20 protein-coding genes and 2 pseudogenes are annotated in these 23,843 nt (G+C 60.7%); 3 read left to right on the plus strand and 19 right to left on the minus strand.

All coding sequences use genetic code 11. From position 1 onward, the window contains the following. Positions 1 to 374: 374 nt before the first annotated feature. Positions 375 to 683, minus strand: coding sequence for a RidA family protein (locus BRA49_RS09370; RefSeq protein ID WP_292385480.1), 309 nt, complete (start codon positions 681 to 683; stop codon positions 375 to 377). Beyond that, positions 628 to 4,488: a PAS domain S-box protein gene (locus tag BRA49_RS09375; protein ID WP_292385483.1), complete on the minus strand. Its 3,861-nt coding sequence runs from the start codon at positions 4,486 to 4,488 to the stop codon at positions 628 to 630. Before BRA49_RS09375 ends, BRA49_RS09370 begins: the two co-directional genes overlap by 56 nt. A gap of 595 nt (positions 4,489 to 5,083) precedes the next feature. Between BRA49_RS09375 and BRA49_RS09380 the strand changes: the two genes are divergently transcribed. Continuing rightward, positions 5,084 to 6,658 carry a hypothetical protein gene (locus BRA49_RS09380; protein WP_292385485.1) on the plus strand — a complete coding sequence of 525 codons (1,575 nt, stop codon included), beginning with the start codon at positions 5,084 to 5,086 and terminating at the stop codon, positions 6,656 to 6,658. A gap of 191 nt (positions 6,659 to 6,849) precedes the next feature. Here the strand turns inward: BRA49_RS09380 and ilvB are convergent, their stop codons facing one another. From ilvB to BRA49_RS09425, 9 genes and pseudogenes are all read right to left on the minus strand, one after another. Then, positions 6,850 to 8,526, minus strand: a complete 1,677-nt coding sequence (gene ilvB, locus BRA49_RS09385; protein ID WP_292385513.1) for a biosynthetic-type acetolactate synthase large subunit — start codon at positions 8,524 to 8,526, stop codon at positions 6,850 to 6,852. A 310-nt stretch (positions 8,527 to 8,836) separates the two neighbouring features. Next, positions 8,837 to 9,082 carry a type II toxin-antitoxin system MqsA family antitoxin gene (locus BRA49_RS09390; protein ID WP_292385487.1) on the minus strand — a complete coding sequence of 82 codons (246 nt, stop codon included), beginning with the start codon at positions 9,080 to 9,082 and terminating at the stop codon, positions 8,837 to 8,839. A 195-nt stretch (positions 9,083 to 9,277) separates the two neighbouring features. Continuing rightward, positions 9,278 to 10,495 (minus strand): PDDEXK nuclease domain-containing protein, encoded by a 1,218-nt coding sequence (locus BRA49_RS09395; protein WP_292385489.1) that lies wholly within the window; start codon positions 10,493 to 10,495, stop codon positions 9,278 to 9,280. 241 nt (positions 10,496 to 10,736) lie between these two features. Beyond that, positions 10,737 to 11,261 (minus strand): annotated as a pseudogene (locus BRA49_RS09400) (thiamine pyrophosphate-binding protein); the annotation flags it as partial. 552 nt (positions 11,262 to 11,813) lie between these two features. Further along, positions 11,814 to 11,966, minus strand: a complete 153-nt coding sequence (locus BRA49_RS09405; protein WP_292385491.1) for a hypothetical protein — start codon at positions 11,964 to 11,966, stop codon at positions 11,814 to 11,816. Between the two features lie 170 nt (positions 11,967 to 12,136). Beyond that, positions 12,137 to 13,297 (minus strand): ISH3 family transposase, encoded by a 1,161-nt coding sequence (locus tag BRA49_RS09410; RefSeq protein WP_292385492.1) that lies wholly within the window; start codon positions 13,295 to 13,297, stop codon positions 12,137 to 12,139. Continuing rightward, positions 13,246 to 13,473 carry a 4Fe-4S binding protein gene (locus tag BRA49_RS09415; protein ID WP_292385494.1) on the minus strand — a complete coding sequence of 76 codons (228 nt, stop codon included), beginning with the start codon at positions 13,471 to 13,473 and terminating at the stop codon, positions 13,246 to 13,248. The genes BRA49_RS09410 and BRA49_RS09415 overlap by 52 nt, the downstream gene beginning before the upstream one ends. A 61-nt stretch (positions 13,474 to 13,534) precedes the next feature. Then, complete coding sequence (locus tag BRA49_RS09420) at positions 13,535 to 13,807, minus strand: type II toxin-antitoxin system RelE family toxin (protein ID WP_292385496.1); 273 nt, start codon at positions 13,805 to 13,807, stop codon at positions 13,535 to 13,537. After that, positions 13,804 to 14,031, minus strand: coding sequence for a DUF7557 family protein (locus BRA49_RS09425; RefSeq protein WP_292385498.1), 228 nt, complete (start codon positions 14,029 to 14,031; stop codon positions 13,804 to 13,806). The genes BRA49_RS09420 and BRA49_RS09425 overlap by 4 nt, the downstream gene beginning before the upstream one ends. A gap of 298 nt (positions 14,032 to 14,329) precedes the next feature. Between BRA49_RS09425 and BRA49_RS09430 the strand changes: the two genes are divergently transcribed. Beyond that, positions 14,330 to 15,652 carry a CoB--CoM heterodisulfide reductase iron-sulfur subunit A family protein gene (locus BRA49_RS09430; RefSeq protein ID WP_292385500.1) on the plus strand — a complete coding sequence of 441 codons (1,323 nt, stop codon included), beginning with the start codon at positions 14,330 to 14,332 and terminating at the stop codon, positions 15,650 to 15,652. A gap of 132 nt (positions 15,653 to 15,784) precedes the next feature. Here the strand turns inward: BRA49_RS09430 and BRA49_RS09435 are convergent, their stop codons facing one another. The 3 genes from BRA49_RS09435 to BRA49_RS09445 form a co-directional block, all read right to left on the minus strand. Then, positions 15,785 to 16,687 (minus strand): DUF308 domain-containing protein, encoded by a 903-nt coding sequence (locus BRA49_RS09435; protein WP_292385502.1) that lies wholly within the window; start codon positions 16,685 to 16,687, stop codon positions 15,785 to 15,787. Between the two features lie 142 nt (positions 16,688 to 16,829). Next, positions 16,830 to 17,393: a DUF1269 domain-containing protein gene (locus BRA49_RS09440; RefSeq protein ID WP_292385504.1), complete on the minus strand. Its 564-nt coding sequence runs from the start codon at positions 17,391 to 17,393 to the stop codon at positions 16,830 to 16,832. Positions 17,394 to 17,628: 235 nt separating this feature from the next. Further along, entirely contained in the window at positions 17,629 to 18,165 is a 537-nt protein-coding gene (locus BRA49_RS09445; RefSeq protein WP_292385505.1) for an LURP-one-related/scramblase family protein, read from the minus strand. Between the two features lie 217 nt (positions 18,166 to 18,382). On the opposite strand from BRA49_RS09445, the gene BRA49_RS09450 reads away from it, so the two are divergent. Beyond that, complete coding sequence (locus BRA49_RS09450; protein ID WP_292385507.1) at positions 18,383 to 20,731, plus strand: arylsulfatase; 2,349 nt, start codon at positions 18,383 to 18,385, stop codon at positions 20,729 to 20,731. 486 nt (positions 20,732 to 21,217) lie between these two features. Here the strand turns inward: BRA49_RS09450 and BRA49_RS13620 are convergent, their stop codons facing one another. From BRA49_RS13620 to BRA49_RS09470, 5 genes and pseudogenes are all read right to left on the minus strand, one after another. Beyond that, positions 21,218 to 21,280 carry a hypothetical protein gene (locus BRA49_RS13620; RefSeq protein ID WP_394339118.1) on the minus strand — a complete coding sequence of 21 codons (63 nt, stop codon included), beginning with the start codon at positions 21,278 to 21,280 and terminating at the stop codon, positions 21,218 to 21,220. 64 nt (positions 21,281 to 21,344) lie between these two features. After that, a complete protein-coding gene (locus tag BRA49_RS09455) occupies positions 21,345 to 21,485 on the minus strand; it encodes a hypothetical protein (protein ID WP_292385509.1) in 141 nt (46 codons plus the stop codon). A 16-nt stretch (positions 21,486 to 21,501) separates the two neighbouring features. Then, positions 21,502 to 21,801: a nucleotidyltransferase family protein gene (locus BRA49_RS09460; RefSeq protein ID WP_292385510.1), complete on the minus strand. Its 300-nt coding sequence runs from the start codon at positions 21,799 to 21,801 to the stop codon at positions 21,502 to 21,504. 117 nt (positions 21,802 to 21,918) lie between these two features. Then, entirely contained in the window at positions 21,919 to 23,439 is a 1,521-nt protein-coding gene (locus tag BRA49_RS09465) for a transglutaminase domain-containing protein (RefSeq protein ID WP_292385511.1), read from the minus strand. A gap of 191 nt (positions 23,440 to 23,630) precedes the next feature. Continuing rightward, positions 23,631 to 23,843: pseudogene (locus BRA49_RS09470) on the minus strand (transglutaminase domain-containing protein); the annotation flags it as partial.

The raw sequence follows: 23,843 nt of genomic DNA on the forward strand, positions 1-23,843 counted from the left end.
ATTGAGGAGGAGTGGGATGTATAAAATACATTTCGAATTAACAGTGCCGTATTCGAGCACTATATAGGTTTATACGGCATTTTACGAGATATTTCATCGATACAGGCCCGATGAGAGGGCAAAATCCAGGAAGCGATCCACCCCTGCGCAAGCACCGTCACGACCCAGCCGACCGCATCTCCAGGTTCGCATGGCTTATGAAGCCCCGGTTCCGGGACGATCACCGACGGCATCGCCGTGTTGCACCGGGAATCCCGGTCCCGGGAGAGCGGGGATCTGCGGCCGAAAGAAGGCGGCACTCCTGCAATCCGGAAGAGTTACTGCTGTCTCTGCGCCAATGCTGTCACATAGGAGCCCGGTGGCCTCCGGCCGGCTTACCGCGCCTTTGCGACCATCTCGATCTCGACCCTCGCCCGTGCGGGGTAGGGCTCGACGAAGTACTCAGCATAGACAGCGTTGACCGTCTCAAAGTCCGCGAGGTCCGTGAGGTAGATCCGGGTCTGGACGACGTCTGAGATGTCGAGGCCGGCTTTGAGGAGGACAGCCCGCGGCAGGGCGGTTGACAGGCCAGTCGGTCTGCCGGGGGGGACGGGCAGGGGCTGAGCCGGGAACCGGTAGAACAGAAGCTTACCCCGATCCGACCCGGAACTGCCCCTTCGGCACCGTGATCTCGAACCGGGCACCCCGGCCCGCTTCACCGGTCTCCCGGATCGTGATCCCGGTGATATCAAGGACCTCCCGGGAGAGGGAGAGCCCGAAACCGGTGTTCTTCCCAAACCCCCGGTGAAAGATCCTCTCCTTGAGATCGGCTGCAACACCGTCGCCGTCATCCTCGCAGACGACGATGCAGTTCCCGTTGTGGATCTCGGACGCAAACCGGATCGTCGTGGTCTTCCCTCCGTGGCGCAGGGCGTTGTCGATCAGGTTGAAGAAGACCTTGGTTATGAGCGGATCGGCAAACACCTCCGTTTTTTCAGGGATCTCATTCTTCAGCACGACCCCGCCAAGGCTGGCGCTCCTGCCCGCACCGTTCACGAGGGGCCGGAGGTCCTGCCAGACGGGAAGGTTCATCCCGACCTCCTCATACTCCTTCGTAAACTGTATCATGGACGAGATCCGGCTGCTTGCCGTGGCGATGCGGGACAGCTGATCCGCCAACGAGGGATCGGGATTCTTCTCGCACAGGAGCGCAACATAGCCGCTCAGTATCTGGAGCTGGTTGTTGATGTCGTGCCGGGTGATACCCGAGAGGAGGTTGAGTTTCTTGTTTGCCTGATGCAGCGCGTCTTCCGCCCGCTGCCGCTCGGTGACGTCCCGAAGCGAGATCAGGATCGACGGAGCGCCGTTAAAGACGATGGCCTTCCCGAGACTCTCGACCCACCGCTCTTCTCCGTCCACCGTGGCGATCCGATAGCGTGCGACGTACCCGTCCATCCCTCGTGTCACATTCTCAAAATCCCTGATAGCATCCTCCTGCGACGCGGGGGCGACGAACTCCATCACGCTCCTCTTCCCGATTAACCCGGCAGGATCACCTGCATGTACAAACCGGCTTGCAACAGGGTTCGCAAAGAGGATCGTTCCCGCCGGATCAAGGATGAGAATGCCGTCGAGGGAGTGTTCCACAAGGGCCCGGAACTTCTCCTCGCTCTCGGAGAGGGCCCCAAGAGCATTCATGCGCCCGATCTCGGCGGCCGCTTTTGCGGCAACGATCTCCAGGATCTCCCGGGCGGACGGCGGCAGGTTGAGCGGGGCCCTGCTCAGGATACAGAGGATCCCGATGACCTGCCCGCCGGCATTCCGCAGCGCGGTCCCGGCATAGCCGCGGATGTTGAGTTCCCGAAGGTCCCGGCTTTCGGGGAAAAGCCGGGCGACATCATCAGGGTAGACGCAGAACCCGGCTTCCGCGGTATCCTCGCAGGGCGTGCCCTTCAGGACATACGAGTGATCGAGGATCTTCTCACCGTCAAGGAACATCGAGAGCAGCCGGACGCGTTCATGGTCCGGCGTGATCTCGCCGATCATGACGCAGTCGGCGCGAAGCCAGGCACTGAGGCTCTCCGTTAGCCGGTCCAGAGACTCCATGCCGGTCGTTCCCACCATACCGGAGACCAGTGCACGGAGCGCCGACTCTGCGGCCCTGAGTTCCGTGGTGTCGCGGATGACCGAGAGTATGGTCGGCGTTTCGTTGAGATCGAAGAGGCTGACGCTGATCTCGAGGATCTTCTCCTGATAGTCTCCCATCCGGTAGCGGATCTGGAAGGTCGCGTGCCTGTCCCGTAGAAGGTCCTCGACAATGCCAGGAGCCCGTTCTTGCATCTCAGGAGTATCGAGATCGACGAGGCTTATGCCCTCGAGGTCCTCGCGGGTCATGCCGAGGATCCGGCAGGCCGATTCATTGAGATCGATGAATCTTCCCGGCCCCCGCGGCGTGAGTTCGTTGACCAGAATGCCGTCGTGCGCATTCTTCAGGATCAGGCGGTAGCGCTCTCCGCTCTCCCGTATCGCCTCTTGCGCCCGTTTCTGTTCCGTTATATCCTCGACCGTCGTGAGAGCGTGAGGTACGCCGTCGATCGGCACGATGCTTGAAGAGAACCGGCAGGTCCGGAGTTCCCCGGCCTTGCTCCGGCACCGGAGTTCTATGCCGTGCACTGAGTGCTTCTCCCGGAGCGCCGAGACAAACCGGGCAAATTCGCCGTCATCGGCAAACAGCCCCAGTCCCCCTGGTGTTTTCCCGATCACTTCCGTCCGGTCATACCCGGTGCTGCGTAAAAACGCATCATTGACATCGGTAAACACACCGCCGGATACCGACGTCAGGGTCAGCGGGACCGGATTACTCTTGAAAACCGTGGCGAATTTATATTCGGAGTCGCGCAATTCTTTCTCCGCCTGTATCCGTTCGGTAGTATCCCTGAACGAGACGAGCAGGGCAGGCGAACCCTTCAGGGTGATCGTTCTCCCGATGCATTCGAGCCACTTCTCCCGGCCTCTCAAGGTGACGATCCTGCAGTTCACCAGGAATCGGTCATCCCCATCCGCAACCCTGCCAAAATTGACGATTGCACGCTCTCTAAACTCCGGGGCGACAAAATCGAGCACGTTGATCCCGTCTTCCGGCTTCAGGTCATCTGCGCTCTCGACGATCCCGGCTGCCCTGTGATTGGCATACAGGAGCCTCCCGGTGAAATCGACGATGGCAATACCCTCGTTTGACTGCTCCACGACCGCCCGGAACATCTCGGTGCTCTCGCGCAGTGCCTGCTCCTTCTGGCTGAGCGTATCGAAACTCTCGCGGAGTTCCTCTTCGGCAACGGTAACCTTCGCGTAGGCAGAACGGAGTTCGTCGACCGCAATTTTGCGCTCCGTGTTGTCAAGAAACGTCTCCAGCAGACATTCCCGTCCATTGAAACTGACCGGAACGACAGACTTTATGATATCCACCAGGCCTCCGTCTGCGGCCAGCAGCGTGCACTCGGCGTTGCCGACATCCCGGTGCAGGTCCGTGATCGGGCACTTTCCCTCTTCCGCCGGACAGATGCAACGGTGGCAGACCCTGTTGACGATCCGGTCCCGGGTTGTCCCGATCATCTCTGCCGCGGCGGGGTTGAGATCGACGATCTCGTGCGTCTTCGCATCGATGACGACGATCCCGCTCTGGACCGACGCATAGATCTGGTGAAGGTAATCGCGGTTTTCGGCAAGTTCCGCCTCCACCTGCCGCTCGCTGGTGACGTCTTTGAGCTCGCTGGTGACGTCTTTGAAGATCCCCCGGGTGTACCGGCATTCTCCGTCCACGATCTTGCTCTCCGCCATACCCTCGACGTAGATCTTCCTCCCGTCGCGGGTTGTAAAGACCGCATCGATGATCCCCACGTTCTCGCCGGAGACCACCCGCCGGAACGTCTCCATGCAGTGGTCGATGCTCTCCTCATGAATCACATCGAATATCGTAAGGTCCGGGAGTTCTTCTGCCGTATACCCGAGCGTATCGAGCCATTGCGTATTGACGAAGAGGAAGTGCCCGTCCGGTCCAACGCTCTGGATAAGGTCGTTCGCGTTCTGGAGGTCATGGTAGCGCTGCTCCCGTTCTGCAAGGGTCGTCTCCGCCCGCTTCCTTCTCACCGCCTGCCGGATCTTGTGCGCGAGCTCGGCGAACTGGGCCACCGGGTTCCCGCCTTTCTGCACGTAGAAGTCGGCACCGTTGTTGATGGCCTCGATCACGACCTCCTCGCGCCCCCGGCCGGTGAAGAGGATGAAAGGAAGGTCGCCGAACTGCTCCCGGACAGCCTTTAAAAACGCGATCCCGTCCATACCCGGCATCTGGTAATCGGAGATGATGACGTCGTAGGAGCGGAGTGCAGGGTTGGCCAGAGCGTCCCGTGCCGATGCCGAGGTCGCGACCTGGAACTCTCCCGATCGCTCCAGGAAGAGCCGGACAAGTTCAAGGAGATCGGGTTCATCGTCGACGTAGATGACCGATATCACATTACCATCCCTCTGAAACCTCTCTGTCGAGATGCAGGGTACCGCCGGGAGAAGGATTACCAGTATTCGTCCTCTGTACTCTCCCAGAGAGATCAATGGTGTTCGTAATGTATAACAGGTTACATCACAATATATGTGTTTCATTTTTTTTTCCGTGAATGACATCGCCCAATTCAGAAAAATTTATCAGAAATATTTCATTTCGCTGTCCTCGCTATCCAGGAGTTCCTTAAACGATCAGAAAGGGATAACCAGACGCAGTCATTGCCATGACATCGAGGGGCTCTCTCCTGCCCGGGTACCCCCCCGGAGACGGAGGGAGTCACGTATATATACTCTCCCTTCTATCACGCCGCGGCATGGGATCACCGATACCGCGGATGCTTCACCCTACACCACCTGCAGGCAGATTGTCTCTCTTGAGAACGGTCAACGAAAGATGCGTATACGCGGCGCGGCGAACTTCTTCGGGAACAGTACGTTCACCACTCACCTGTCGCTGAACGGTCACGCGCGGGACCTTGGTCGCCATGCACATGGCCCTCCCCCGGAAGAGAGACGGAGAGCCGATCAACAGTTGAGGAAGGTGAAACGTATGAGCAGTATCGTTTTCAGGGCGATGACCGTCGCTATCATCGTCATCGCCGTCATCTGTGCGACGGGACTCGCGTCGGCACAGGTCATCTCCCCCGTGCAGCCCGATCAGCCGACATTGGTAGCACCGCCGGAACCACCAACGCCGACACCGTCGCCGACGCGACTGCCGGTAGTCGGCATTACGGAGCGGCCTCCAGCCCAACTTCCGACGGATCCAACGGTCGGACCTACGCAACTGCCGATGGAACCGACGGTTACCCCAACTCCCCCAGCTCCCCCAACGGCCCCGACGACCGGGCCCACGCAATCGCCGACGACCGGGCCTCCGCAATCGCCGACGACCGGGCCTCCCCGGCCGCCGGCGGTGCAGCCCACCCGGACCCCGGAGAGCGCCCCGGCAGGTGACGAGATACAGGTTACAAGCGGACCCGGAGATAAGCTGTTTCCGGTGGTATCCGGGAACAGCATCGTCTGGTACGACGACAGGTCTGCCTCGGTGCAACTCTACGACATCCCATCGGGAAACACTTCAACCCTGTCCGGTTCGACGTCGACTCCTATCGGCCTGTCGTATGAACTTGCCATCGCCGGGAACAACGTCGTCTGGACAGGAGTAGACCCGCAGGCGGAATCAGATATCGTCTTCCTCTATGACATCGCCTCAGGCAGACTGCAGCAGGTGACAGACGGCTCAGGAGCGCCCGGATACCCGGGTGTTTCGGAAGAGTTCGTTGTCTGGATAGATGGAGACGAACTGGGCGATGTCTACCTCTACGAGATTACAAGCGGGAACATCACGCAGGTGACGGACGATCCGTATGAGCAACTCCTGGCCGATGCCGGGGGGAACACGATGGTCTGGGCGGATAATGAGACCGAGGGAGGAGACCTTGACATCGCCGTGGCGTCCCCGGATCTGCCGATGATAAGACTTCTGGGGGATGACGGTGACGATAGTTATCCTGATGTGTCGAGCGACGGCACCCGCATCGCCTGGATCAACGCCCGCGGCAACCAGACGGCCGTATACCTCTACGACCTGTCGACGGAGAACATCACGCAGGTGACCGATGAATCCGCAAGCCCCGATGCGGTCGCGGTCGACGGGAACTACGTGGTCTACTCGGACTGGCGGAACGGAAACCTTGACATCTACCTCTACGATATCAGCACCGGGATGGAGACGCCGATCACACAGGACCCGTATTACCAGTCTCTCCCGGAGATCTCCGGTGGCGTGGTCGTCTGGATGGGCAACAACACCGGGTGGTGGGACATCTATACCCGGGAGGTGCCCGGGGGGTCGCCGCCTGCTCCGGGACAGACCACGCCCGTACAACCCACCCCGATACAGACTCCTCCACCGCAGCCGGATCAGATACAGCCCGGTCCGATACAGACATCGTCACCGGGTTCGGGCAACGCTCCCACCATGACCGCCGTCCTCCAGTGGCAGGGAGACCCGTCGCTGCCGGGGTGGACGGTAGCCGGGAACCCCGCTCGCGGGTTGACAGCCTGCGTGAATCCCGACGAACCTGACGCTATCGCGGTAAAGACCGCTGACGGCAGGTGATACGGGCACATCATAAGCACCGGCTGCCCCACAGCGGTGCAGGTCCGATCCCGGTGCCGGGACGGACCCGCATCCCCTCCCCGGCCCGGATTGCGTCATCGGGAACGCCGTATCCCCCTGGCGGAGAGGCTGACCCCCGGGCCCGGCATCGCTGCCCGGGGCCGTCCGGAGAAGTAGAGGGGTCGGGCGGTTCACCCCGCACCGGGATCGATCATGGCGTTGATCGCGGCACCCGGGGGAACCATGGGAAAGACGTTCTCCTCCCGCTCGATCCTGAAATCGACGAGGTAGGGGCCGGCATGCTCGAGTGCGTGTGAAAGCGCACTCTTCACCTCCTCACCGGCCAGAACGGTCTCGCCCTCGATGCCGTAGGCCCGGGCAACCTTCGCGAAATCCACCGGCGGAAGATCGGTACAGGCATATCGGCGGTCGTAGAAGAGTTCCTGCCACTGCCGGACCATGCCGAGGTAGCAGTTGTTCAGGACCAGGATCTTGAGGGGGATGGCGTACTGGGCGATCGTGCCGAGCTCCTGGATGTTCATCTGGAGGCTGCCGTCGCCGGCGACAAGACAGACCGTCTCGTCCGGGCGGGCGAAGTGCGCTCCCATCGCCGCGGGAAGGCCGTAGCCCATCGTCCCCAGGCCGCCCGACGATATCCACGACCGGGGCCGCCGGAAACAGTAGTGCTGCGCCGTCCACATCTGGTTCTGGCCGACCTCGGTCGCGATGATCCCGGCGCCGGCAAGAAGCGAGCAGAGATCCCTGATGATCTGCTGCGGGTGGAGGCCGTCGCCGGCAGGAGAGCGGAGGGGGCGTTCCCTCTTTTCCCCCGCAATCCGGCGAAGCCAGGCATCGTGTCCCCCGCGTTTCCGCAGGCTCCCGACAATCTCCGCGAGGACGGCCTTCGCGTCGCCGACGATGGGGATATCGACAGGCTTGTTCTTCCCGATCTCGGCCGGGTCGATGTCGATCTGCACGACCGTTGCACCGGGCGCGAAGGTCTCGATCCGCCCGGTGACCCGGTCGTCGAACCGTGCGCCGACGGCGAAGAGGAGGTCGCACTCCGTGAGCGCGGTGTTCGCGTATCTCGTCCCGTGCATCCCGGGCATGCCGAGGTTGAGCGGGTGGTCGCCGGGAATGAGCCCGAGCCCCATCATGGTCGTCGTGACCGGGATGAGCAGGGTCTCCGCGAGCGCGACGACCTCCGCTGCGGCCCCCGAGGCCACGACCCCGCCCCCGGCGTAGATAACCGGCCGCTCGGCCGCTGTGAGCGCCGCGACGGCCTTCTCGATCTGGACCCGGTGTCCCCGGAGGACCGGGCGGCAGGCCCTCTTCGTGACCGTTCCCCGGTCTTCGCCGTCATGCTCGATCCGGGTTTCGAGAACGTCCCGCGGCAGGTCGATGAGGACCGGGCCGCATCTCCCCGTCCGGCTGATCGAGAAGGCCTCGCGGACGATACCGGCAAGGTCCTCCGTCCGTTTGACGAGGTAGTTCTGCTTGGTGATCGGAGCGGTGATCCCGGTGATGTCCGCCTCCTGGAAGGCGTCGAGCCCCAGCGACGTCGTCGGGACCTGCCCGGTCAGCGCGACCATCGGCACCGAGTCCATGTAAGCGGTCGCGATCCCCGTGACGAGGTTGCAGGCGCCGGGGCCGGACGTCGCGAGGCAGACCCCGGTCTTCCCGCTCGCACGGGCGTAGCCGTCGGCCGCGTGCGCCGCGGCCTGCTCGTGCCGGACGAGGACGTGCCGGATGGCCGAGTCGCAGAGTTCGTCGTAGATCGAGAGGACCGCGGCGCCGGGGTAGCCGAAGATGGTCGTCACCCCCTGTTCGGTAAGTCCGTCGAGCAGGATGCCCGCGCCGGACCGGATCATGCGATCACCCGGGGCGAGCCGGCGAAAGGGTCCCGGATCGGGCGATCCCCGCGATAGAAAAGCGGGGCAGTGCAGAGTGCAGTAAAATCGTCGTAAAAGCGTTCACGTTTCAGCGGAACAGGGTCCGGCCGATCACAAATTCTTTCCGCTGCAATACAGCGGCTGTACAAAACGATCCGTCATGGTTGTCCACCACGCCGGAGTATTTGCTCTCGGGGGATATGAATCCATGTCAACTGCCCCCGACACCCACAACCCGATGACCGGGACTGATTGTGCTCGCGTCCAGGGTTAGTAGTCGGACATCTCACCCGGTGAGTTCAACCTCGCCCGCCGCAAGGGGCCGGCAGCAGAGCCTGCCGCTGTGGACGTCCCTCATCACGGCATCGATCTTCCGGGAGACCTCTACGGTGTAATACGCCTCGTCGCAACGGTCGCAGATGAGTGCCGGGACATCCCTGATGACAATGTTCTCGTCCCCGACCTGTGCGATGAATTCGGTCTTTCCCTCGTGCAGTGTTCCTTTACAAAACGTGCACCTTTCCGGAGTCACTTTTTCTTCCTCCAAGTTCCGCGTATCGCTCCAGTGTTCATCGCCCGGTATGTTGGCGGTTATGACCCGAAGATGGTCGTCACAGATCCCGGGTACTGCATGATATGCGTGGTCACATATAATCCCTTTGGCAAAAAAGGCCTCTCCGAAGGGAGATACGGATTGAGCGAGCAAAACATCGGGATCGCTTCGGGACTATCTCTTATCCTCCCTCACGGAAAACTGTTCCCGTGACAGATACACTGCAGCCTTCAATTTCTGCTCCAGCAGCTCGCGGGGCGGAAGCTCGGTAAGATATTCGGCAACGTGGATGCCCGATCGATCGAGTTCGAGGAGGCTCACCTGCTCCTGATTCGCACCCGCACAGAGGATCAGCCCGAGCGGTCGTTCTTCTCCTTTTTCTCTCTCATATTTCTCAAGCCATCGCAGGTACAGCTCCATCTGCCCTTTATACTCGGCCTTGAAATGCCCGATCTTGAGTTCTATAGCGATGAGGCGGCGAAGTTTCCGATGGAAGAAGAGCAGATCGAGATAGAAGTCCTCATTTCCGATCACCATACGTTTCTGTCGTGCAACGAAGGTAAATCCGGCGCCAAGTTCGAGCAGGAACTGCTCAATCTGCCGGAGAATGGCCGCTTCGAGATCGTTCTCACTGTATGTATCCTCAAGCTGCAGGAAATCGAGGATGTAAGGGTCGCGGAAGACCAGATCCGGTGTCATCCGATCTTCCTCACGTAGAGCCGAGAGTTCCTGTTGTGCAAGGACCTCGGGCTTCCGGGACAGGGCAGTCCGCTCAAAGAGCATCGAGTCGATCTTCTTCTGCAGAGTCCGGGTGCTCCATCGCTCGACCCGGCACATTTCCGCGTAGAAATCACGTTTCAGGGGATCGTCGATGTAGATAATCTGCCGCAGGTGCGTCCAGCTCAGGTAGGGTGCGAAGGATCTCACGATCTGTTCATCGGGGAACACTTCGGCAAATCGAATCATATTAAAGAGGTTGCGTCTGCCGAAACCCTCCCCGAACTCACTTTTCAATTGTGCACTCAGTGCGTGCACAATCTTCTCGCCGTATTCTGCCCTCTCGTTACCGAGCACCTCCCCGCGGATCCGTCTTCCGACACGCCAGTATAGCAGTGTCAGCCCTGCATTGATGGTGGCGGCAACTGCGGATCGGGCTTCGGTGACGAGGTGCCTGATGTCGGTGATCAGTTCATCCGGAACAGGTTCAAGCCCGGATTTGGTACTCTCGCCTTTGCCGGACGGATCTCTTTTGTGGCGCATATTCCCCATAGGTCTCCTCAAACGGCTTATTCTCTCCCTGAACGACAATATCCGCACCGATACAACAGCCTGGTGCGGAATGTCCGGGCAATCCGAAAACTTTACCCACCGGTCGGCGCCGGTTATAGCCATCGAGTCTCCGCAGTTACGAATAGTACCATTTGAGGGTGCATACAAAAGGGTTGTCAATTTGATCTCCGGGCCGTAATGCGATGTGATCCGGCACTTTTTTCCCATGAAAATCCCCTCGGAATCGGAAACGGAGTTCAGATTGCCGTGATCCCAAACACGACATACCTGCGGTTGTCACCCTTCGGGATTTCCATCGGTTGCGCCTGTGGCCGAACGCGGCCTCATGAGCGTTTCCCACCGGTTCCGGGTGCCGGCCGTCGCGCTCGATCCGGTTCGCGAGGACGTCGCGGGGAAGATCGACGAGAATCGGCCCGCACCTCCCCGTCCGGCTGACGGAAAACGCTTCCCGGACGACCCCGGCGATATCCTCCGTCCGTTTGACGAGGTAGTTCTGCCTGGTGATCGGAGCGGTGATCCCGGTGATGTCCGCCTCCTGGAAGGCGTCGAGCCCCAGCGACGTCGTCGGGACCTGGCCGGTCAGCGCGACCATCGGCACCGAGTCCATGTAAGCGGTCGCGATCCCCGTGACGAGGTTGCAGGCGCCGGGGCCGGACGTCGCGAGGCAGACCCCGGTCCTGCCGCTCGCCCGTGCGTAACCGTCGGCCGCGTGCGCTGCCGCCTGCTCGTGCCGGACGAGGACGTGCCGGATGGCCGAGTCGCAGAGTTCGTCGTAGATCGAGAGGACCGCGGCGCCGGGATACCCGAAGATGGTCGTCACCCCCTGTTCGGTAAGTCCGTCGAGCAGGATGCCTGCGCCGGTCTTCAGCATGCGACCACCTCGGCCGGGAGACGTCCGTCTCCGGGAGGCAGGAATGTTAAAGAATAGTCGTTTGAGCGCGTCCGCTTCAGGTGAGCAGGCTGCTCACAAACCCTCTCCGCTGTGTGCCCATCGGCACGGATGCAGCGGCTGTACAAAACGATCCGTCATGGTTGTCCACCACGCCGGAGTATATGCCCTCCGGGGATATGAATGAATCGGGAGCGGCTTCGGGGGGCTGGAACCCCACGCGCCTTCGCCAGATACCCTGTGACACCCGGTCCTCCAGGATGCGTGCAGGCCGGAGCGGCCATTCTCCGGCCGGCACAGGAGAGGACGTGCTCTGTCCGCGGAGCGGGTGTCCGCACCCGCTCTCCTACCCCATCTGCAGCCGGGGTTGCGGCCCCCGGTGAGCCCGGGAGTAGTTAAATGTGTTGGGGTCGGGGGTGTGGGATCGGGAAGGGCATGCGGGCTGCCGGGATGGGCTGGGTGGAAGTACACACCAGCGGGGTATTCGGCAAACTTCTTCATCGGGATATGCTGGTTTGTCCCTTCCGCGGCCTACCCGGCGCTGCACGCCGCCTCGATGTCAGTGAGATCGTAGGCGAGGAACCCCTCCCCGCGGAGCCGGTCCTTTCCCTCGACGCCGCCCGCGATGAGGCAGAAGCGCTCGTTGGGGTAGGGATCGTGCCGGACGTGCTCCGCTTTCTGCACGAGGCGCCACCCCGTTTCGAGTTGGGCATGCCCGGTCTGGCGGTCGACGGGATCCTAATCGTGATTAGTACTAATCAGGATTAGTACTCAGAACTTCGACACCGGGGCCAGTACTTCGCTAACTTCTTCCTCCCCTTTCTTTTATTCAACGTCTTTCTCCTCTCCGTTCTCTAAACCGAATGCCGTAAGACAGGAATTCCTTTCACCATCCCCATCGCTGCCCGGATTGCTTCCCCGATTATGACAATGAAGCAGTCGAATCGGAACGCGCGCATTTCGATGGTTCTCGGTCCCTGCTTCACCGGCGAGAAGTTCCTCCACAGGAGAGCGATCCAGACGTTCTTCAGGAGGAAAGAGATAATTGCATAGAGATACCGGATCACCGGGTTCTTCGTGCTCGTCCTCGGTTTCACCTGGTTGCGCATCCGATAGGACGCTTCGATCGCGAACCGGGATCGGTAGGTCTGATGCACCCGGCGTGGATGCCACGCAAGGCCGCCAACAACGTAACCCAGGTTCTCGACGCCGTGCTTTCCCCGTTTTCCTTGTGCATACGTCACCGCGATCGCGATCGTCAGGAGCAGCGGGGGTTTGGCTTTCATCCGGTACTCGGCATATCGGGATCGCGTTCCCTTGAGGAGTTCTTTCATCCGTTTGCCGTGTTTCCTGACCGGGACGATGAACGGCACCCGTATCCGGGTCAGGAACCCGAAGACTTTCCGGGTATAGAACTCCCGGTCAAGGCAGAGTGCTTCAACCGTGAGGCCGAGTTCGGCGATCCGGTCGAGGCACCGGGCGATGTACCCGACCTTCGAGGTGCCCCGACGCACCGGATACACAGCCAGCGTCATCTGCCGGTCTTTCGTGGTCACGTACAGGGTGACGTAGGAATAAAACTCGTTCGTCGATTTCTTGCGTTTGCTTCTCACAATGTAGGATTCATTCTCGCCGGAGGTCGTTCCGTAGTACGGATCGTGAGTATAGTCGATCGCGAACTGATACGCGTTTCCGGGTTTCAGGACGTGGTGCACGAAGTGGGTGAGGATAGCAGTACTCTTCTGCTCCAGATCGTCCATCGAGAGTTTCTTCAGGTGGTACCGGAACGATGTCTCACAGGGTACCTGCTCCAGAAACCCAGTGAGCGAGTGCACCGATTGGTGCATTGCGGCCATCCCCACCAGAGCCTGGAACAGGTCGGTTTGGGTGAGCGAACCCCGGATCGGGATGGTCAGGTGCCGATCCAGTGCTGCGACCGCACAAGCACAACATTCTTTCGGTTTCAGGTGGCTATTCTTACTGCAGGTTGTCCTCTTCCCTTGGGTGAAAGGCATGAGGGGATGCCTGCAACCCATATAGATCTTTCGCTTTTGTGCGGGTTTTCGGGTGGAGAGGCACGGTCGGGGTATCGCAAATTAGCGAAGTACTGGGACTTCAGGGGGCTATAGGGGCAGGAGTGGATGCAGGTGCCGCACCCCGTGCAGAGCCCCGGGATGCGTAGCGGCCGCATCTGCCCGAGGACCCCGATGTCGTTTAAGCAAGAGAGAACCGGCGCCGAGGTGCCAGATACATCAATAGTTTCGATAGACGTTACTCCGGTTTCCGACCTCGACCAGGGTGATTATCATTGTATTGCCCTCGATGGTGAGGATCGCTCGATACTGCCCAACACGAAAAGAGTACAGGGGACTGCGTGAGTGCCCCTTCATCTTTTTAACGTAAGATTTGGGGTGCGGTTCATCTGCCAGAGCACGGAGTTCATCCTTAATTCGTTTGCTATCAGGTTCCGGGATTTTATTGAGGTCCCGCTCGGCACCCGCCGTGATGAGCAGTCGCCATATCATAGGCCCCGTTCCTGAACATACTCCTCGAAGGGACGAACTCTGCCGGCTCGTATGTCTTCGAAGGCTTCTTCAATTTTCTTCATGGACTCTTCGGAAAGCGGTTCCGGATCATACGCCATGTCCAGGAGACGGTTCAGCGTCTCGTCGTAGGTCTCCCGCGGGTGCACCTTCACATCATCCAGGCGAGCCTTGGTCTCTGGTTGAAGTTGAATCGTCGTTACCATAGCCAACTATAGGGGGGTATGGAGTATAAAGGTTACCTTCCTCCCCTCCGGATGATACTCCCTCGACGCAGAGGCTTACCATCCCGGCAAGGATCCCCGCTTCCCCTTCCGGATGAGTATGCAGTGACTGCTCCCACGACTCAAGTCGTGGGCTTTCTGCCCATTTGATCGTAAAAAGCGAGATTCTTCAAACAATTTCACTCCATGTCAACTAAACCATGCCATTAATAATCGGCCGGTCGAATGATTATAATTAATTTTCCTGAACTATTAATTGCATTCGTGTTGAGAGGGGCCGATGAAGAAGGTTGCAGTGATTGGGGCGGGGATTACCGGTATCCAGGCAGCGCTCGATCTCGTACAACACGGCATACACGTAGATCTGATAGAAAAGAGCCCGTTTATCGGGGGCCACGTGGCACAGCTGGGGAGGATATTTCCCACCGACGACAGTTCGATGTGCGTCATTTCATCAAAGATGCACGAGGTGCTCCGGTCCCCGGAAGTCGGGCTGTACACGATGACCGAAGTTACGGGCATCACCGGAGAGCCGGGCAATTATACCCTTACGCTGAGAAAGAGCCCGCGATATGTCGATGCGGAGAAGTGCAACGGTTGCGGCAGGTGTACCGAGATCTGCCCCGTTGAAGTGTACAGTGAATTTGATGCCGGGTTAGGTGTCAGAAAGGCAATTTACAAGTCATACGGGGAGGCAGTGCCGGATGTTGTTGTCCGCGACTCCGAACACTGCATCGGGTGCGGGTTATGTTACGACGTCTGCCCCACAGAAGCGGTATTAATGGATTCCGAAGATTTTTTGCAGGAGTTTGAGATACGAGGTATTACATCGGTGATTGTTTCAACGGGCTACAGCATGTACGATCCACGGAACGAACCGAGATACCGGTACCTCACCATACCCGACGTCATTACAAGCCTCGAATTTGAGAGAATGCTCGCCCCCGATGGCCCGACCGGGGGGGAGATCAGAAGGCTTTCGGATGGTAAAATACCAGGGTCCATCGTCCTCGTGCAATGCGTGGGTTCCCGGAATCCTGCAATCGGCAGGAATTTTTGCTCTTCGGTGTGCTGCATGTACACGATTAAGTGTGCGAATATGATCAAGGAGAAGTACGGCGACAACATCGACGTGACCATACTGAAATCCGAAACCCGTGCCTATGGAAAGGGCCACCAGGAATATAACCATAGAATAAAGCAGGCCCACAAGATCCAGGTGTTGAGGTGCATGCCCGGTTCGATAGAATCCAGCAGAGGCAACAGGATGAGGATTGTCGTGGAGAAGATTAAGAGGGATCTTCCCGACACGCCGATCGTCGTTCTCGAACCCGAACTGGTCGTGCTGGCGGCAGGCCTTTCACCTTCGGCGGGTGCGGAGAGGCTTGCAGAGATGATGGGCATCGAGGTATCGGAGAACGAAGGCTTCCTGTGTCCGGGCGACCCTGCGCTGAACCCTTCAGGCTCCCGGACACCCGGCATCTATATCGCAGGCGCGGCAGTCGCGCCAAAAGACATCAACGACTGCATAAACCAGGCGAAAGCAGCCGCAATGAAGGCATATCTCGACACGGTCATCCAATCGGGGGAAGACGGAGCATAACCCGGGGCCGGCGTTTGAACGTCAAGCAACTACGGGAGCGGAACGGGGGTCCTGCAATACCCGGGCTCCCTGCATCTGCCGGCACGGCCACGAGCGTCTCGATCTCCCGGGACATCCGGGGGGATTGGCCGGTCACCGGAAGACCGCGCCCGCTGCCATCAGGCGGGCGGCATTCCGTAACCCCCACGAGTCGAGGAGCGTGAACGCCCCCGCCATGAGGACGAGCCCGGCGAGCAGGGCGAGCAGGATCTCGACCAGTTCTGCGGGCAGGGTGATTGCGAGGATCCCGAGCGCGAGCGAACTCACCCCCAGGCCGAGGGTATACCAGAACCCCGTCGTCAGCCTGCGCCGCTCCCGGACCACCCGCAGCAGCGTGACGGCGGCGCTCGAGAAGAACCAGACCATGAGGACCAGCAGGATGAGGACGAGGTAGAGCTCCCAGAGAACGAAGAGAACGAGACCGGCACTCGCCATCATACCGCCCCGGGCGATCTCCCTGCCCGCACGCTCTTTGCGGTCCCTCCCCCGGACGCCCTCGACGATCGTGAGGAGGCCGAGGATGAGCACAAGGGAGGGCAGGACCACGGTGAAGAAGAGCACGGTCTCACCAACCGCCAGGAGGAGGAGGACGGCGCCGATCGCAAGCAGGATTGCACCGAGGCCCATCCGGAGTTTCCAGCTCATGTTCTGATCGGCAAGGCGCTGCCGGGGATCTCTCCGCGTCGCATCCCTGCCCGTCACGAAGATGGTCTCCATCGTCTCGTGGATCATGAGGACCAGAGGGGCGTCGTCGATCAGGTGCATGAGGGGGTTCTTCTCCGGGTCGTACCGGTCCATGTGGACACGATACTCCGATACCGTCTCGTGGGCGTGGTACTGGCCCTTCCGGTAACTCGCGATCGTGTCGGGGCTCGGCACGTTGATGGCGGACCGTTTCCAGCCCGGCTCGAGCGGCTCGGTCACGACGGCCTTCGGGACGACGACCTGAAAGACCCCCTGGTGCAGGGCATCGAGATACGACTCAAGCGTGCTCAAACTCTCTCCCCCTCATCCGGCCCCGGAATTCGTCGGCACCCGGCTAAAACGGTCTCCTGAGAAACGGGGCCTGCAGATATCTATACCACAATCTCTGGGAGTGATCGTATAAAAAGAGGAGTGGGACCGGTCCCGGCCCCCCTCACTGTGCCGGTGCCGCCATCGGCCTCTTCTGCCCCTCCGGTGCCGCGGCCTCGACCGCTTCACGAAGCGCCGCGCCGGCGAGCACGAGGGCTTCCGGCGTGACCAGGCCCTGGGCGATGAGATAGCCGTTGGCATCGCGGAGCGCCTGCTTGAGGTCCTTTGCCCAGAGGTGCTCGATGAGGAAGATCGCGGCGGCGCTGTTGCTCGGGATAGTGCCCGCAATTGAGCGGACATCGTCCTCGGTCATACCGAAGGTCCGCCGGGCGGCCGCCACGGCGCCGGTCTCCGCACCTCCCCGTGCCCCCTCCTCGCCGCCGGCGCCAAGGCCGATGAGCGCCCCGACCGCGGCGCCGAATCGTTGCCGCTCCTCATCACTGAGCTGCGTTGCCTCCATGCCCTCGACGTTCCCGCTAGCATCCTTCCGGACGAACCGAACGTCGATCAGCCTCATGGCACCCGCTTTCATCGCCGAGTCGAGCGCCCGCCGGATCTGGCCGTGGAAGTCCGGGTTCTCAAACCCGATGACCAGGAGCTGCATCGGCCCATACATAACTTCAGCCATTCTTCCATTCCTCCTATGACATAGATCGTCTGCCCGCACCCGTGATTGTCGCCATGCCGGAATACAAATGCAGGCACCTCTGCCTGCGAAGATCTCGTCTCTCTGGAAGTGTACATACCTGAGGCGGGTCAGGACTAGATGGGTGAGAGAATATAATATTATGTGAATAGTAGTTGAGATCTCCAGATCCGCAGATAAGCACTCTTCAGTGCCCTTACCCTCGATCCGCCCCGGATCAGTGCGCCATCTGGTCGATCGCCGCCGTCACGGCAAGGACGAGCGCGTCGTCGTGACCCGGCTCCACCTCCACGCCGTAGATGTCCCGGACCCGGAACCACTTCTTCGAGACCTCGGCAACCCGCTCCCGCCGCCCGGCCTCGATATGGTACTCGTGGTCGAGGATGTTCCCCTGGACCTCCCAGTCCCCCTCTCCGGGGATACTGACCGTCCACCGGTCCCGGAGCGGCGTGATCAGCGCCTTCTTGATCGTCGCCGCCGTCCCGCCGTCGCCCTTCTCGATCTCCATCGTATCCTTGATCCGGAGCATCCGCTCCTGGATCCTGTAGAGGTCCTGCCCCTCCTGGCTCTGGATCACCAGCGTGTTCCGCACGCGGAGCGCTTTCCCGTCCACCTTGAACGCCTTGTTTCCGGCATGATCCTCGATCCAGTAGTCGTCCCCGATGGAGACAAGTCTCTCGCGCATCTTATACCGGTGCGCCCCGCCGGCCTCTTCGCGCCCGCGAAGGCCGCCTTCCGCTCTTCTTCGCATCATGGTCATCACACACTTGCTGCCGTCGCCAATCACACTACCCGCACATTATGGTTACTACGCAGTGCAGGCCTGCGGCTCCGCGGGCCCAAAAGGGCAGGAACCGTCCGGTCGCCGGAGCGCTGCCCCCCGGGTGCGATCCCCCGGCGGGACCCGGAGATCGAAAGAGATTAATCCGTGACGGCACCTAACACGGCGCTCACAGCATGGAGAGTGCAAGATGTCCAAGAGTTGGAAGGGCACGGTCAATCTCGATATCCGGGATTCGGTGCCTGACTGGGACCCCTACCTGCAGCCGCAGGCACCGGCGGATGCCCCCAACATCCTGATGATCGTCTGGGACGACGTCGGCTACGGGGCCATGGACGTATTCGGCGGCCCTATCGAGACACCCACAATGCAGCGTATCGCCGATATGGGCATACGCTACAGCAACTTCCATACCACGGCGCTCTGTTCGCCCACCCGGTCGAGCCTGCTCACCGGGCGCAACGCAACCAGCAACAACATGGCCTGCATCACCGAGGCATCCGCCGGCTTTCCGGGGATTTCCGCCCGCATCCCGTTCGAGAACGGGTTTATCTCGGAGGTGCTGAACGAGCGGGGCTACAACACCTACGCCATCGGCAAGTGGCACCTGACCCCGGGAGAAGAGACCGACATGTCCTCGTGGAAGGGACGCTGGCCGATCGGGCGGGGATTCGAGCGCTACTACGGATTTCTGGGCGGGGAGACCAACCAGTGGTACCCCGATATCATCTACGACAACCACCCGATAGACCAGCCCTACCGCCCGGACGAGGGCTACCACTTCTCCAGGGATATCGCCGATCGGGCGATCGAGTTCGTCCGCGACTCGAAGATGATCGCTCCGGAGAAGCCCTGGTTCATGTATTTCTGCCCCGGGTGCGCCCATGCCCCGCACCATGTCTTCAAGGAGTGGGCTGATAAGTACCGGGGCCGGTTCGACATGGGCTACGAGAAGATACGGGAGCAGATCCTTCTAAACCAGAAGAAGATGGGACTGCTGCCGGAGAATACCGAGTTATCGTCCATCAACCCTCACGGTGAGCCGGCAACGACCGGACCGGACGGTCAGCCGTGGCCGCCTCTGGACTTCGTACCGCCCTGGGACTCGCTCTCCGAGGACGAAAAGCGGCTCTTCACCCGTATGGCCGAGGTCTACGCCGGCTTTGTCACCTACACCGATGCCCAGATCGGACGGATCCTCGACTATCTCGAGGAGTCCGGGCAGCTTGAGAATACCATCATCGTCGTGGTATCCGATAACGGCTCCAGCGCCGAGGGCGGCCCCAGCGGTTCCTTCAACGAGAACAAGTTCTTAAACAACATCCCCGACACGGTCGAGGCGAACCTGCCGCACATCGACGAGCTCGGCGGCCCCGGGGCGTACAACCATTACTGCACCGGCTGGGCGTGGGCGTTCGACACCCCGTTCCCCTACTGGAAGCGGTTTGCCGGATACGAGGGGGGCACTGCGGATATGTGCCTGGTTGCGTGGCCCCTGGGTATCAGCGCCCGCGGAGAGATACGCCACCAGTACGTCCATGCCGTGGATATTGTCCCGACGCTCTACGACCTGCTGGAGATCGAGCCGCCGAAGGTGCTGAAGGGCTATACCCAGAGCCCGATCGAGGGGGAGAGTTTCAGGGCCAGCTTTGATGATCCCGGTGCGCCGGGACGGGAGACGCAGTTCTACGCGATGCTCGGCCAGAGGGCGATCTATCACCGGGGCTGGCTGGCAAACACGGTCCACCCGCCCCTCTCGGGCTGGGGCAACTACGCACACGATGTCTGGGAGCTCTACAACCTGAAGGAGGACCGGGCCCAGATGCGGAACCTTGCAGACGAAAAGAACGACGTGCTTGAGCTCCTCAAGGGACTCTGGTTCTACTATGCGGGCATTTACCAGGGCATGCCCCTCGATGACCGCAACCCGCTGGAGATCTATCTTACGCCGCGTCCCCAGCCCGCGAGCCCGAGAACCCGGTACATCTACTACCCGGGGGCTGCCGAGGTTCCCGAGACGGTGGCGGCCAATATCCGGGGGCGATCGTATGGCGTCGTGGCCGGCGCCGTCATCGACGGGCCGGAGGCGCAGGGGGTGCTCTTCGCCCACGGAGGCGTCGGCGGCGGTCACAGCCTCTACATCGCCGACGGGCGGCTGCACTATGTCTATAACTGGCTCGGGGATGCGATCCAGAAGATCTCATCGAGCAGCACCGTGCCCGCCGGCCGGCACGTCTTCACCGCGGAGTTCATAAGGGATGATGTAGATCCTGATACCAGGAGCGCCGTTGGCACCCTCGCACTCTACATAGACATGGAGAAGGTGGGCGAGGGGCGGATCAGGACCCAGCCGGGCTCCTTCTCCCTCACCGGCGACGGGCTCTGCGTCGCCCGGGACAGCGGGTCGCCGGTATCGCCGGACTACACCGCACCCTTCGCCTTTACGGGCGGGACCATCGACCGGGTGGTGATCGATGTCAGCGGCGAGTGCTATGTCGACCACGAGAAGGAAGTGGCTGCCTGGATCATGAGGGATTAACCCCCGGCCTAAAAAGTCCTGTATAATGGGCTTTGTTGAAACCCCACCTGTTTGTCCCGGATGACCACAATCAGGGGGTACTCAGGGGCACGGCTTTTCACCAGGTTGCACACCTGCGGTGCTTGTGCTCCGGGCGTTCTGTCCATCGCATATCGCCATGACTGCCCACACCCAATGGCGATAGCCATCACGGTCCACTGTATGAGGACATGCCCGAGAGAAGAGAGGTCGTCCCAGGGACAAGCCTAGTCCGGCACCGCCCTCATCAGGGTAAGGGTGAAGATTAGAATAGGGTTTCAACAGAGCCGTATAATGGTGTAAAAACGCTCTGAGCGAATATCATCGATTATCCAGTCAACGTTGGCGGTTTTGCGGACCGAAAGCCTCTCGACACCACCCGTGCTTACCGGCGCTTGCCGTTTGCGGACCCATCCGCGGCCAGGTCATCGCTGACCTGAGGGGAGGGATATCATCCCGGCTCGTCCTTTAGATGATTGCCCTGTTGATCCCGAAGTAGGCGTGGATCAGTTTGTCACACATACCGGCCATCTCAGTCCAGGGATACCCGGGGTAATTCTCCCTGATCTCTCGCGGAATACACGTTGCCCGCCGATCACTTCCAGTGCTCGCGTGACCGCGTAGACGGTCTTATCATCCCCGTAGAACTCCTCATACCCCGGGTGAAGATCTCGATCTTCTCGACGGCGTCAAGGATATCGTCCAGATAATCGAGGGTGTCCCGCGGAGCCGTCATACGTAGATAACCTCATTCAGGATGCGGCGGCCGATGCGGGGTTTGAACGCGCCCTTTTCGACCAGGTCGACTTTTCTGCCGAGAAGCTCGGAAAGGTACCGCTCGAAGCCTCGAGAAACCCGAAGATCCCCGGCACCCTGGAGAACTCGACCAGGATGTCCGCGTCGCTTTCCTCGTGCTCCTCGCCACGCCGGCACGAACCGAAGATGCCGATGGACCCGACGTGATAAGTCTCCTCCAGGTACGTCTTGTTCCCCCGGAGAGTGCCGATGCTCCTCGCGCACTCCCCGCCGGGCTCGCGGGTGACGGTATCCATTCCTGATCGGGATATGCGCTCTTCTCTTTAGCATAGATATCTCCCGTACGCCGGCACAACGGTTCGGTCCGGGAAAAGAGGGGGGAAGAGTGACCCGTGCCAGAAAAAAGGGTGGGATCAGTCGACGGCCTCAAGGCTGATCCCGAAATGATCTGCGCAGAAGAGTTCGATGTCGTAGTCCGCCGTATCCGAGACGACCGCCGGGACCTGCCGGACGAGCCTGATGGTGATGGTATCGTCGGGCAGTGGCGGGTCCATCGGGGCGTCGACGTTCTTCTGGATGACGAGGCGTGCGGGATCGAGGTTCGCGGCGTAGTAGTCCTTGAACGCGGTCCGCTTCTCCTCGGGTATGGCGACCCAGTCTGCCGCCTCGGCAACCGTCAGGTCGTTGGGGACCCAGCCGTAGCCGGGCAGGTAATACTCCGCCCAGAAGTGGGGGCTGGGCGTCTCAGCAAGAAGCATCTGGTAACCCCCGATGGCCCGGGCGGGGATCCCGAGCGACCGGCAGAATGCAGCAAAGAGCATGCTCTGGGTGCCGCAGTCGCCATGATCGGTCTCGAACATATGCGTGGACTCGGCGACCTTCGGCTCACGGGCGTCGAGCGAGACATGCGGGACGCGGCTGTAGGGGTAGGTCTCGATGATGTGGTAGTAGATCATCTGCGCCTGGAGGTGCGGGTTCGTCTCGTTCCCGACGATCTCGCGCGCCTTCTCGCGGATCGCGTCCGTGATCTCGATGTTTCGCTCGGACTTCGTGTAGAGCAGGTACTCAGGATCGCTCGTGTTGTACTCCCCTACTTTCGCCGGGTCGATATCCTCGAATATCTGCTCGTAGGAGGTGAACGCGATATCCGCCGTAAGGACGAGGTCGCCGTTGACCGCCCCGGCCGGGACTTCATAGTAGACGTAGCCGATGGCGCCCGTGGTGAACGGGCCGGCGACGATGTAGTCGGGGCACGAGAGATTCGTGACGGTGACGTTCCTCTGCGCGTCCGTCTCGACCGGGAGCGGGAGCCAGATCTTCAGGATCCCCGCCGACGGGAGCGCTTCGTGCGCGATCTCGAGCCGCTCGACCCCCGCGTAGCAGACCGGGTTCACGTGCGGTCCGGTCCCATTGGGCCGATCTTCTGCCCAGGCATACCGGCCGACGTAGTCGAAGTCGAGAGGTCTCGCCTTCAGCTCCTGCATCTTCTCGGGGTGCGCGTAGAGGTAATTCATGGCGACATCGTAGAAGTAGAGCGTCTCGTTCTCCGAGACGATCGTCTGAGCACGGGTGTCCAGCCATTCGGCTATCGCGGCATCGGTGATCCCGGGGACCCTCTCCCGCAACGCCGCCTCTGCGGCGCTACGGTCGAACAGATACTCCAGGTACGTCCGGTTCGCCCGGAAGATGGCGTTTCTCGCCGTCAGCGCCTTATCAGCATCCCCGGCACCGGTGTAGAGTTCGTAGGCTTCGGTAAATCGTTCTTCGGCTGTCCGGTAGTTGCCGGCTTCGTATTCGGCGAGCCCCCGGGCGTAGGCCTCGTCGGCCGGTGCAACAGGCTCGTTCTTCTCTTCCGTTGTGGCGATGCACCCTGCTGCAGCGATGAGGAGCAGGACGGATGCCATCAGGAGAGCGGTGATCGCTCGGTGAGTCATACCTGTGAGTGCATACGGAGCGAGGAAAAACCTTTCTCTTTGTTCGGGCTCTTTTCCACATGGTAACGGGAATTTCACGCATTCTCCCGCTACGCTGGATGTGAACCGGTCGTCACCAGGGGGTCACCGGCAAACCCCACTCGCCTCCGGGATGCCCGCGGGGAAGAGCAGCTCGAACAAAAAAGGTGGGATCAGTCGATGGCCTCAAGGCTGATCGTGAAAGACGTACAGAAGATCTCGATATCGTAGTCTGCCGTATCGGAGATGATCGCCGGGGACTGCCGGACAACCCTGTAGGAGACAACATCGTCGGGCAGTGGCGGGTCCATCGGGGCGTCGACGTTCTTCTGGATGACGAGGCGTGCAGGATCGAGGTTTACCGCGTAGTAGTCCTTGAACGCGGT

It is taken from the genome of Methanoculleus sp. UBA430 (assembly GCF_002506585.1).
GTDB lineage: Archaea > Halobacteriota > Methanomicrobia > Methanomicrobiales > Methanoculleaceae > Methanoculleus.